Here is a 12,361-nt window from a genome sequence, read left to right on the forward strand (position 1 = left end):
CATGGTGCACGCGCTCATCTTTGACATGGACGGCACCATGATCGACTCCATGCCCTCGCACAAACGCAGCTGGGCGGAGTTCGCTCAGCGCCAGGGCCTGGAGGTCGACATCAGCGACGTCATGCGCCGCACTACCGGACGCACCGGCATCGAATGCATGCGCATTCTGTTTGGCCTGCCCGAGATGGGCGAAGACGAAGCCATGGCCCATGTGCATGTCAAAGAAGCGGTGTACCGTGAATTGTTCTCGCCGATATTTGCCGAGGTCGCAGGCTTCAAGGCCTTTTTTGACCACGCCCATGCCTGCGGCCTTAAGCTGGGTGTCGGCACGGCGGGCGACCGCCAGAACCAGGCCTTTGCCTACCAGCACCTGCAAATGAAAGTAGCACCGCTCACCACCGTGGGCGGCGACGAGGGTTTGCCGGGCAAGCCCGAACCCGCCATCTTTCTGGAGGCTGCGCGCCGCATGGGTGTGGAGCCCGAGCGCTGTATCGTGTTTGAAGATGCCCCCCTCGGCATCGAAGCCGCCCGCCGCGCTGGCATGCGCGCCGTGGGCATTGCCAGCAGCCACCATCCTGATGAACTGACGGGCCCGCACGTGCTGGCCGTCGTTCCCGATTACCACGCTTTGATCGCATCCCGTTTTTTGGAGACACACCATGTCGTATCTTCGTGAGGCCTCGGGCCCTGCCGCCGTGATTCACCGCGGCGACTACACCGCCCCTGCATTTTGGATCGATACCGTCGACCTCAGCTTTGACCTGGACCCTTCCAAAACGCGGGTGCTCAACAAGATGACCCTGCGCCGCAACCCCGACGTGCAGGCCCAGCCGCTGCGTCTGGACGGCGAGGAGCTGAACCTGGCGCGGGTGCTGGTCAACGGCCAAGGCACCAGCTTCAAGATGGACGGTAACCAGCTGGTGCTGGAAAACCTGCCCGAAGGCACTGAGCCTTTCGCGCTGGAGATTTTCACCACCTGCGTGCCGGTAAAAAACACCAAGCTCATGGGCTTGTATGTGAGCAACGACTCCTTCTTCACCCAGTGTGAAGCGGAGGGTTTCCGCCGCATCACCTATTTCCTCGACCGCCCCGATGTGATGGCCATGTACACCGTGACATTGCGTGCCGACAAGGCCAAGTTCCCGGTGCTGCTCTCCAACGGCAACTTGGTGGACAGTGGCGACCTGGAGGACGGCCGCCATTTCGCCAAGTGGGTCGACCCGCACAAAAAGCCTTCATATTTGTTTGCGCTGGTGGCCGGCCAGCTGGTGGCGCGCGAGCAGCGCATCACCAGCCGCGCAGGCAAAGACCACTTGCTGCAAGTGTTTGTGCGCCCTGGCGACCTCGACAAGACCGAACACGCCATGAACAGCCTGATGGCATCCGTGGCTTGGGACGAAGCACGCTTCGGCCTGCCGCTGGACCTGGAGCGCTTCATGATTGTGGCGACCTCCGACTTCAACATGGGCGCCATGGAGAACAAGGGCCTGAACATCTTCAACACCAAATACGTGTTGGCGAACCAGGCCACTGCCACCGATGTGGACTACGCCAATATCGAGAGCGTGGTCGGGCATGAGTACTTCCACAACTGGACCGGTAACCGCATCACCTGCCGCGACTGGTTCCAGCTGAGCCTGAAGGAAGGCCTGACCGTTTTCCGCGACCAGGAATTCAGCCAAGACTTGTGCGCCGAGCCCAGCGCCCGTGCGGTCAAGCGCATTGAAGACGTGCGCGTGCTGCGCACCGCCCAGTTCCCCGAGGATGCGGGCCCCATGGCCCACCCGGTGCGGCCTGACAGCTACCTGGAAATCAACAACTTCTACACCGTCACCATTTACGAAAAAGGTGCCGAGCTGGTGCGCATGATGCAAACGCTCACCAGCCGGGCCGGTTTCGCCAAGGGCATGACGCTGTACTTCGAGCGCTTTGACGGCCAGGCGGTCACCTGTGACGACTTCGCCCAAGCGATTGCCGACGCCAACCCCGGCTCTGCACTGGCGGCCCTGCTGCCCCAGTTCAAGCGCTGGTACAGCCAGGCAGGCACCCCACGCGTGGCGGCCCGCGGCGAGTACGACGCTGCGGCCCAGACCTACACCCTGCATTTCAGCCAGAGCTGCGCGGCGACGCCGGGCCAGCCGGTGAAAGAGCCGTTTGTGATTCCGGTGAGCCTGGGCCTGATCGGCGCCGCCAGCGGAGCCGCCTTGCCGCTCTCCGTGGACGGCCAAGCCGTGGGTGGCAGCCACTTGCTGGTGCTTACCGACGCCCAGCAGAGCATCACCTTCCAGAACGTGGCAGAAGCGCCTGTGCCCTCGATCCTGCGCGGCTTCTCCGCACCGGTGGTGCTGGACTTTGACTACAGCGATGCGCAGCTGCTCGCCCTGCTGGCGAACGACACCGACGCCTTCAACCGCTGGGAAGCCGGTCAACGCCTGGCCCTGCGAAGCGCTATCAATTCCATAGCTTCTTCCGCAAATTCCACCAGCGCTACCCCGCTAAATGATGCCTATATTGCCGCCATGCGCGCGGTGCTGCGTCACCCCACGCTGGATGCTGCATTCAAAGAGCTGGTGCTGACACTGCCGTCCGAGACCTACATCGCCGAGCAGCTGGATGTGGTGGATCCGCAGCGCATCCATGCGGTGCGCGAAGCCATGCGCCTGCAACTGGCCACCGCCCTGCACGCCGACTGGGAATGGGCCTTTGCGGTGCACGAAAACAACGGCGGCTACCGCCCCGACCCCGTCTCCAGCGGCCGCCGGGCTCTGGCCGGCATGGCGCTCAATTTCTTGTGCCTCGCGGCGACCCAGAACGGCGACAGTGTCTGGCCCGGCAAGACGCTGCAGCGTTTCAAAGACGCCGGCAATATGACCGACCGCTTCAACGCCCTGCAAGCCCTGGTCAACAGCGGTCACGCCCTGGCGGGCCAAGCCCTGGCCCGCTTCCACGCCCTGTTCAAGGACGAAGCACTGGTGCTGGACAAATGGTTTGCCCTGCAGGCCGGCACGAGCGACCGTGGCGGCCAGGTGCTGCCGGCTGTGCGCCAGCTGATGGCCCACCCCGACTTCAACCTCAAAAACCCCAACCGCGCCCGCAGCGTGATTTTCAGCTTCTGCAGTGCCAACCCCGGTGGCTTCCACCGTGCGGATGCGGCCGGCTACGTGTTCTGGGCCGACCGTGTGATCGAGCTGGACGCCATCAACCCGCAGGTCGCTGCCCGCCTGGCGCGCGCGCTGGACCGCTGGAAGAAGCTGGCCGAGCCCTACCGCTCTGCAGCCCGCGAGGCACTGGCCCGCGTCGCTGCCAAGACCGACTTGAGCAACGATGTGCGCGAAGTCGTGGACCGCGCGCTGGCTGATTGATTTTTTAAACTTAGGGACTTCACATGACACAACGCATTTCGCTCACGCGCTACCTCATCGAGAAACAGCGCGGCAGCCAAGACGCCGGCGGCCAGGGCACGATTCCGCCCCAGCTGCGCTTGCTGCTGGAGGTGGTGGCACGGGCTTGCAAGAGCATCAGCCTGGCGGTGACCAAGGGTGCCTTGGGTGGTGTGCTGGGCGCTGCCGAGAGCGAAAACGTGCAAGGCGAAATCCAGAAGAAGCTCGACATCATCGCCAACGAAGTGCTGATCGAAGCCAACGAATGGGGCGGCCATTTGGCGGCCATGGCCAGCGAGGAAATGGAAGGCATCTACGTGGTGCCCAACCGCTACCCGCAGGGCGAATACCTGTTGATGTTCGACCCTCTGGATGGCTCGAGCAACATCGATGTGAACGTGAGCATCGGCACCATTTTCAGCGTGCTGGTCAAACAGCCCGAAGGCCCTGGCGTGAGCGAGCAAGACTTTTTGCAAGCCGGCCACCAGCAAGTCGCTGCCGGCTGATTGCATTTACGGCCCGCAGACCACACTGGTACTGACCGTGGGCGAAGGCGTCGCCATGTTCACCCTGGACCGCGAGCAAGGCTCGTTTGTGCTGACCCAGGAAAACGTGCGCGTGCCGGAAGACACCCAGGAATTCGCCGTCAACATGAGCAACATGCGCCACTGGGCGGCGCCGGTCAAGCGCTACATCGCCGAGTGCCTGGAGGGCAAAGACGGCCCGCGCGGCAAAGACTTCAACATGCGCTGGATTGCCAGCATGGTGGCCGATGTGCACCGCATCCTGACCCGCGGCGGCATCTTCATGTACCCGTGGGACAAGCGTGAACCCGGCAAGCCGGGCAAGCTGCGCCTGATGTACGAAGCCAACCCCATGGGCTGGTTGATCGAACAGGCTGGCGGCGCTGCATCCACCGGCACCGAGCGCATTCTGGACATCCAGCCCACCCAGTTGCACCAGCGCGTGAGCGTGGTGCTGGGCTCGAAGAACGAAGTGGAACGCGTAATGCGATACCACGCAGAGCACCAGGGCTGAACTCCCGGGCTAGCAGCCCTGCTAAAGCAGGGCGCTTTGCTCGGGCTCGGCGCTGTGCTGCAGGAATGTCAGGCGCACCACCGTGGGCAAGCCGTCAAAGCGGGTGACATGCAGCGTCGCGCCATTGCGCCGCGCTGCGAGTTGGCCGATAGCCAAGCCCAACCCCATGCCTTGCTGCTCATGTACCTCGCGGTCCGCCTGGGACAGGGCACCGATTTGAGAAATGAACTTTTCCGGCATGGCCACGCCAAGATTGGCGATTTCGAGCTGGTACCTGCCATGCAACAAGGCCTTGCCGGTCACGCCCACCGGCCGGCCCGGCTTGGAGAAGCGCAGGGCATTGACCAGCAACTCGGTCATGATTTTGTGGAAATCCGGGCTCCAGCACTGCAAGTGACACGGCTCCACACGGACCTGCACCGGATGGCCGGCAAACACGCCTGACACCGTCTCCGGCGGTACCTTCAGGACCGCCTGCACTTCTTTCGCAAAAGCGGTGCTGCCTAACACCTCAACCATGGCCTGGGCCACATCCAGCCGGTAGGCCATGGAGCGGGTTTCGCGGTGGACCTGCGCGGCACTGAGCTCCGCCCAGTCCATCATCCGGCTGATGGTTCGCCCCAGTGCCAAGGCACTGCGGTGCACATCCTCCAGCATGCCCTGCACCCGCTCTGGCGTATAGCGCTCACGCCGTGTGAGTAACAGCTCCGTCGACCCGAGGATGCTGACCATGGGAGTGCGCAGCTCGTGAGGAATAGTGGCCAATACCGCAGAGCGCAGCTGCTCTTGCGCCCGCTCTGCATCGGCTCTGTGGCGACTGGCTTTTTCGAGCAGCGAGACGACAGCAGAAATCAGTTCGTGTTGCGTCCACGGCTTGGTGAGATAGTCATCGGCACCGGCGGCCATGGCTCGGCGCACGCTGACGCGGTCGTTGTCCGAAGTGAGCATCAAAATCGGGGTGGTACCCAGCGACTCACTCGAGCGTGCCTCGCGCACCACGTCCCATCCATCCAGGATCGGCATATGGATATCGCACAAGATCACATCAGGTTGCTCGCGCAAGGCGGTATCCAGCCCTTCGCGGCCGTCTCCAGCCTCCAGCACGTCATAGCCTTGGCGACGCAGCACACTGACAGTGAGCTGGCGCACGGCCAGGCTGTCATCCACTACCAGAATCGTCGGGGCGCGCGCGCCTGAAAGAACTGTACTCACCGGGACCGCACTTTCAGGACGAAACAATCAGCCCCATGCGGGCACAAATCGCATAGGTGGTGTTCCAGCATTCACGCAGGCTCTCGGCCTGCCGATGGCATTCATCGGCGGAAAAACTGTGGCCTTGTTTTTCAATCGTCAGCGCCATGCGCGACAAGGCGGCCAAACCCAAGCTCGCCGCCACCCCTTTGAATGAGTGGCCCAGCTCCAAAAGCTTGTCGGTCTCCCCGGCCTCCAGGGCGGCCAAGACCTCAGCGTAGCAGTGCGCGTCTGTGCGCATCGCGCCATCCAGCAAAGACTGGTAGCCCTGCAGCGTCACGCCGACACACAAGTCCCCGATCATGGCCATGTTCAAGTGCTCGGCGACATCGCCGGGGCGGAAGCGGCGCCGCGGTTGCCGGGCCGGGGGTGCTTCTGGCGTCGGGGCAGCCACCTTGGCAGGCGCTGGCGCAACGGGTGCCGCTTGTGAGGCACCACGCAAACCAAACTTGCGCACCAGCATCTTTTCCAGCTCATGCACATTGACGGGTTTGGACAAAAAGCCATCCATACCGGCAGCGTGTACCCGGTCTTTGGACTCTTCAAACACATCTGCGGTGAGCGCAATGATGGGCAGACTGCCATACGGTGCCGGCAAGCGGCGGATCGCCTCGGTGGCCTGCAAGCCATCGACCTCGGGCATGTGGAGATCCATCAACACCAAGTCCGGCAACTCTTTTTGCACCTCTTGAATCGCCAGGCCGCCATGCTCTGCGAACCGGACGGTGTGGCCCATATTGCGCAGCAAGGCCTCCATGTATTTGCGGTTAATGGCGTTGTCTTCGGCGACCACCAGATTTAGGCCGGGGCTGCCCGCTTCGCGTCGTGCGACCATGGCATCCGAAGTTTGCTCAGTGGGCGGAGTGCTCAGGGGCAGGCACAGGGTTGCAGTGAAAACACTGCCTTTGCCTTCGACGCTGCTGGCCTCAATGTCGCCGTCCATGCGACGCGCAAGATTGCGCGAAATCTCGAGCCCCAGTCCGCTCCCGCCATGCCGACGCACACTGCTGGCGTCGCCTTGCTCAAAGCGCTGAAACAACTTCGCCAGGACGGCTGCCGACATGCCCATGCCCTCGTCCGTCACCCGGATTCCAATCCGTGCCGCGGTATCCGGCGCACCCGGCTCTAGCTCCATGGGCCACACCTCGAGCAGCACCGTGCCTTGCTCACTGAACTTGAGCGCGTTCGACACCAGGTTGAGCATGATTTGCTTGACCCGAGTACCGTCAGCCATCACCCAGCGGGGCAACGCCGGGTCTTGGCGGACATTGAGCACCAATCGCTTCTCGAGCGCGACCGGGCGCATGAGTGCGTGGACATCCGTCACCAGGGCTGGAAGAAAGGTGCTCTCGGGTTTGAGCGTCATCTTGCCGGCCTCTAAGGCCGAGGCATCCAGAATGTCGTTGAGCAAGCTCAGCAAATGCTTGGCAGAGCGATTCGCAGTTTGAATGTAGTCGTCCTGCTGAGCGTTCACCGGTGTGGCTTCGAGCAAACTCAACATTCCCAGCATGCCGTTTAAAGGCGTGCGCAATTCGTGGCTCATATTGGCCAAGAACTGCGTTTTACCCGCGTTGGCCGCATCGGCCTTGGCGTGGGCCTCCAGCATGCGATCGTGCTCAAGCTCTTGCCGCATGCGCTCCCGCTCCACTTGCGTTTGGCGTGCACCGATCGCGAAGGATGAAGCCAAGAGCAAAACCATCAAAGCGCCCATCCAGCCCAGTTTGGCCAACGCATCCTCAACCTGGTGATTCAGCAAGCCCTGCTGCTCTTCGGTTATGAGAGTCGATGCCCGCATGGTCATGGCACTCATCGCCGGGGCCATGTTTTGCAACTCCCGCCACAAGGCCACTTGATCGACAGGGGACGCGGCCGCTTGCGCCAATGTGGCCTCCAGTCGCGGGAGCAGCAGCACCAACAAGGTATCCACGCGCTTGAACTCGTCGGTTTGACGCAGGTTCGCAGCCACTGCAGCGGTACTCACACCTTGGTGCTGAGCGCGCAAACTGTTCAACGCGCGTTTCGACTGCGCGGGATCCAAGGCCTTGCCGCTGTGAATGCTGGCGTCGAGTTGTTGCGAGAGCTGGAGGTATTCCCGCTCCAGCTGATAGGCGGAATAGGAGGAGGACTGGCTGAATGCGACCTGCCTGCGCTGCGCCTCACGCAACTCGGCATAGGCCTGCTGCATGAGCACCCCCACGATCGACACGCACACCACGGTCGCCAGCCAGAGCAGCAATCGTCGTAACAGTGTGGGGGTCAGGTGGAACATACGGTTTCTCTAGAAGAGCTCGCGATCCTGCAAGGCGCCGGGCGACGCAGTGCCCCTTGCTGCGAGCTTGCGCGTTTGCGCAGCACCAACCATGATGGAGGAAATGATTTGACCTGCAGCTGACTCCGCTGAAAACTCCACATCACAGGGCATCGCACAACGCATGAGATCACTCCTTGAAATCACATCACCCCAATAATACGCCAAATATCTTTTATTTGTTGTAAATATTCAATTCAGTCAAAATCAACACCAAAGACTCGTCGCACCAAATCGTCAGAAAAGTAATAACGAATGCTTTTCTTGCTTTTTTTGATAAATTTGATACATTGACAAAAAACAAGACGCTTTTTCGGAAACCACACCATGGCAACCAACTTCCATCAACCTTCGGTTCATGCGCTCTTCGACGCAATGCCCACTGCGTTGATCACTTTCGGTGTCAACGGAGTTGCAACCTACGCCAACCGCGCTGCGCGCCTCCACCCGGACAAACCGGTTGAAGCCATGAGTGGCCGGATCGTGATCAAGAACCTCGCGCAAGCCATCGCCTTGGGTAAGGTCAAACTGCCCTACCCTGCCGAGGTCGGGGTCGCAGACGGTAAGAAGCTCAAAGGCATGTTCATGGCCGGCCCTTCTGGCTTAGACATTGCGTTTGTCGCCTTGCCTGAAGAAAAAGAGTCAACTACGGCCGGCCCCGGCATCCAGAGCCGCATGGGCCTCGACCAGATCATTGAACTACTGCAAGACGAAGTCGGCCCCCCCATGCGCAAGCTAACCAGCATGCTGGGCTCCCTGCCTGAGAGCGAAGCCGGCAACCGCATCGAAATGGCGGCAGACGAGCTTAAAGAGCGGCTGCGCCGGCTGGCAGACTTGCTCGCAGTCTTTGGCGAAGAGGCGATGCAAATGGACGATCGCATGGACCTAGGGGCCCTGGTCACCCAAACCCTGGAAGACCTCCGCCCGAAAGCCGTGCAATCCAAAGTCCGGTTCGAAGTCCGCCCGCCCAACAACACGCTTCCCCCCATTTATGGCAATGCCCGTTTGATCAAGCGCGCTTTGATGGAGTGTTTTGACAATGCACTCACGCATTCGCGCCGGGAGGTCAAAGGCGGCGTGGACTGTGCGGTGCAAATCAGTTACACGCTGACTGGCGAACATATCTTGGTGAGTGTGCGGAACCAAGGGGCCGTGGCCCCGGAAGACAAAGGCATTGAAACGCGCGATTTGTTCGCTGCGCGCAGCCCCAACCAGGCGAACGGTCGCCTTGGTTTGCCCTTGGTAAACCGCATCATCGGTTTGCATGGCGGCAACATGCGGATGTCTATCGTGGACGGTGAAGACACCCGCGTGATGATTGAATTTCCCACCGGCGCGCCACAGCGCGGCCAAGCCAATTTGGATATGGAACAGGCCCAGCGCTATGCCGCGGATCTGGCCCAGTTAATGCAACGTCGCAAGAAGGAAGACGCATCATGAAACGCAAAGCACTCATCGTCGACGACCAGCCGGACATCCGCAAGCTGATCATGATGACCATGGAATGTGAAGACTTTGACCTCCACGAGGCCGACAACGGGGAAGACGCCTGGCTCGTTGCCCAAAAGTTGCGTCCCCAACTCATCTTGCTCGACGTGATGATGCCGGGCTCGCTGGACGGCTACCAGGTCTGCGAGAAGGTCAAGGCAGACCCGATGCTCGGCTCCATGACCAAGGTGATCTTGCTGACCGCCAGAGGCCAAAAAGCCGATGTGGAGCGCGGCCATGAAGCCGGTTGCGATGCCTATCTGGTCAAGCCCTTCAGCCCGATCGAGCTACTGGATACCGTCGACCGCTTGGTCCCCTGAACCACACCCGCTGCTGCTATGCAATCCCTGCAAGGCCTCACGTTCGTCAGCCGCCGGTGGGCTCCGCCCTACCGGATCGGCAGCCTGATCATGGGTGGAACACTCGCCGTCATGCTGATCCTGTCAGCACTGTATGGCGTGTATGCCTACCAACGCATCGGCGCTGAAACACTGCGACTTGCCCACACCCATGCCACATCAGTAGCCCGCATGGTGGCAAGCAGCAGCTCGGCAGCGCTGGTGACGGACCGGCAGCAAAATTTGCAAGCCAACGCCATTGATGCGATCAAGCTGCCCGGCATTGAGCGCATCAGCGTGTACCGCCCTGACGGCGTCAATCTGATGGAGGCCACGCGTTCGCCGGACGGCGTACATGTCAACACCGGCAAACCGTTAACCGGCTCGCAACTCACCCAAGTGCTGCCCGCGAGCGGCCCTGCAGGCGACTACTACACCGCCTGGCAGCAGGTCGACAAAGACAACACCTTCAACAATGTGTGGGTACGTGTGGACTACAGCTTGCACGAGCGCACCCAGGAACTGCAACGCCTGTGGCTGCAGTCAGTGTGGGTGGCCTTGGGCTTGATGGGTTTGGTGATGCTGTGCCTGCGGGTGATCATTGCCCGGGCACTGGCACCGGTGCGCGAGCTCACCGAATTTGCAGCCCAGATTCCGCTGCGCATGGGGGAAGAAATCGCACTCGAGCGCTCCAGCGTCGAGGTCAGCCAACTGCAATCCGCCATCAACCAGGCCAGCCGCGGTATGGCAGCGCAGGTCAACCGGGTGCAGGCGATTGTGAACACCGCGGCAGAGGCCATCATCGGGCTGGACGAATACGGAAGAGTCACCACCACCAACCCGGCAGCGACCAGTATTTTCGGCCGCTCGGAGGAAGAAATTCTGGGTAGCTCTATCGAGTGTTGTGTGCCCGGCCTCAATGCCGATGCGCTGCACGAAATGTTCGGCCAGGGCATGGAGCATGTGCTAAGCATCAGCCGCGTGACCCGCCATGACTTCATGGGTACCCGGGCGGACGGCACGCCCTTCCCGGTAGAAATTTGCTTGGGCGAAGTCAAAAACGACAAGACCCTGCGCTATGCCTGCATCGTGCGGGATCTGACCGACGAGCGCGCCGCGCAAGAGACCTCCGAGCTGTATGAACGCGCATTGGCCAGTAGCCACAACGCCGTCTTCATCACCAACGGCAAGATGGAGCACCAGCCGATTGTGTACATCAACAATGCGTTCCAGAAATTCGTGAACTTGCCACGCTGGGACATTCTGGGTGAGAGCCTCGCACTGCTGCGTGGCAAGAATGCCGACGATCCGGGCGTGCGGGAGCTCACCGAGGCGGTGCGCGAACACCGCAACGCGAATGTCACCATCCACCGCGAACTCGAAAACGGCGAGATCCAGATTGCTGAAGTATCCTTGTCGCCGGTGATGTCGGACAAAGGCACCTTGACGCACTTTGTCGGCATCGTGTCGGACATCACGGCGCGTGTGCGAGCCGAAGAAGCGATGGCCGAACGACGCGCCCAACTGGATGCGATCTTCAGCCTGAGCCCGGATGGTTTTGTGATGTTTGACGCGCAAGATCAGTTGGTGTTTGCCAACCCTGCGTTCGAGCGCATGACCGGCTTGGGCAAGCATGGCTCTGCACCAGTCAGCCTCTCGCAGTTCGAGCATCAGCTGCTGGCCTTGTGTGATGAAAACAAGCCATTGCCCGCCATGCGGGGCGACCAGCCCGATGCGTCGTGGGAAGAAAAACTCCAACTCGCACGCCCCCAGCGGCGCGTGGTGCAAGCCCGCTCCCGGCGCAACGAGGCCGGGCGCCGCGAAACGATTCTCTACTTCCGCGATGTCACCCATGAAGACGAGGTGGACCGCATGAAGAGCGAGTTCTTGACCGCTGCCGCGCACGAGTTGCGGACACCGATGGTCAGCATTTTTGGCTTTTCCGAGTTGCTGACCCGGCGCAAGTTCAACGAAGAGCGCCAGAACGACATGCTGCGCACCATCCACAAGCAATCGGGTCTGCTGGTAAAAATGCTCAACGAGCTGCTGGACCTGGCCCGGATCGAATCGCGCGGTGGCTTGGACATGCAAATCACGCCCCATCCCCTGGCCGATATGGTGCAAGGCTGCATTCAGGGGCTGATGCTCAAGGACACGGACCGACCTGTCCTGCTGGCGCCCCTGCCGGCGCTGCAAGTGTTGATGGACCCGGAAAAGATGCAGCAGGCCCTGACCAATCTGTTGGCCAACGCATTCAAATACTCACCACAAGGCGGCGACGTCACCCTCGACGTGCGCACCGAAGTGGCACAGGGTGTGGAGTACGCCGTCATCAACGTGCGGGACCAGGGCATCGGCATGAGCTCCGACCAGTTGGAGCGGGCTTTTGAGCGCTTCTACCGCGCTGATGCCTCGGGCAACATTCCGGGCACCGGGCTGGGACTCAGCTTGGTCAAAGAAATCGCCGAGCTGCACAAAGGCCGCGCCGTGTTGCAAAGCGCGTTGGGACACGGAACCACAGCGAGCCTTTGGATACCTTTGGCGGTGGATCTGTAAAC

Annotated in this window: 7 protein-coding genes and 1 pseudogene; 6 read left to right on the forward strand and 2 right to left on the reverse strand. The window is 61.3% G+C overall.

Going from position 1 to position 12,361, the window contains the following annotated elements; all coding sequences use genetic code 11:
- Position 1 precedes the first annotated feature (1 nt).
- The 3 genes and pseudogenes from RAE19_RS04645 (at position 2) to RAE19_RS04655 (ending at position 4,418) form a co-directional block, all read left to right on the forward strand.
- Positions 2-676: an HAD family hydrolase gene (locus RAE19_RS04645; protein ID WP_313873812.1), complete on the forward strand. Its 675-nt coding sequence runs from the start codon at positions 2-4 to the stop codon at positions 674-676.
- Positions 660-3,362: an aminopeptidase N gene (gene pepN / locus RAE19_RS04650; RefSeq protein WP_313873813.1), complete on the forward strand. Its 2,703-nt coding sequence runs from the start codon at positions 660-662 to the stop codon at positions 3,360-3,362. Before RAE19_RS04645 ends, pepN begins: the two co-directional genes overlap by 17 nt.
- A gap of 23 nt (positions 3,363-3,385) precedes the next feature.
- Positions 3,386-4,418: pseudogene (locus tag RAE19_RS04655) on the forward strand (class 1 fructose-bisphosphatase).
- Positions 4,419-4,439: 21 nt separating this feature from the next.
- Here the strand turns inward: RAE19_RS04655 and RAE19_RS04660 are convergent.
- Positions 4,440-5,630, reverse strand: coding sequence for a hybrid sensor histidine kinase/response regulator (locus RAE19_RS04660; RefSeq protein WP_313873814.1), 1,191 nt, complete (start codon positions 5,628-5,630; stop codon positions 4,440-4,442).
- A gap of 13 nt (positions 5,631-5,643) precedes the next feature.
- On the reverse strand, positions 5,644-7,938 hold the full coding sequence (locus RAE19_RS04665; protein WP_313873815.1) for a response regulator: 2,295 nt from the start codon (positions 7,936-7,938) through the stop codon (positions 5,644-5,646).
- Positions 7,939-8,304: 366 nt separating this feature from the next.
- Between RAE19_RS04665 and RAE19_RS04670 the strand changes: the two genes are divergently transcribed.
- Genes RAE19_RS04670 through RAE19_RS04680 form a run of 3 tightly spaced genes read left to right on the forward strand, consistent with a single transcriptional unit; the run spans position 8,305 to position 12,359 of the window.
- A complete protein-coding gene (locus RAE19_RS04670) occupies positions 8,305-9,417 on the forward strand; it encodes a sensor histidine kinase (RefSeq protein ID WP_313873816.1) in 1,113 nt (370 codons plus the stop codon).
- Positions 9,414-9,785: a response regulator transcription factor gene (locus tag RAE19_RS04675; protein WP_313873817.1), complete on the forward strand. Its 372-nt coding sequence runs from the start codon at positions 9,414-9,416 to the stop codon at positions 9,783-9,785. Before RAE19_RS04670 ends, RAE19_RS04675 begins: the two co-directional genes overlap by 4 nt.
- An 18-nt stretch (positions 9,786-9,803) precedes the next feature.
- A complete protein-coding gene (locus RAE19_RS04680) occupies positions 9,804-12,359 on the forward strand; it encodes a PAS domain S-box protein (RefSeq protein WP_313873818.1) in 2,556 nt (851 codons plus the stop codon).
- Positions 12,360-12,361 lie beyond the last annotated feature (2 nt).

Source organism: Rhodoferax potami, from assembly GCF_032193805.1.
In the GTDB taxonomy this organism is placed as follows: domain Bacteria; phylum Pseudomonadota; class Gammaproteobacteria; order Burkholderiales; family Burkholderiaceae_C; genus Allorhodoferax; species Allorhodoferax potami_A.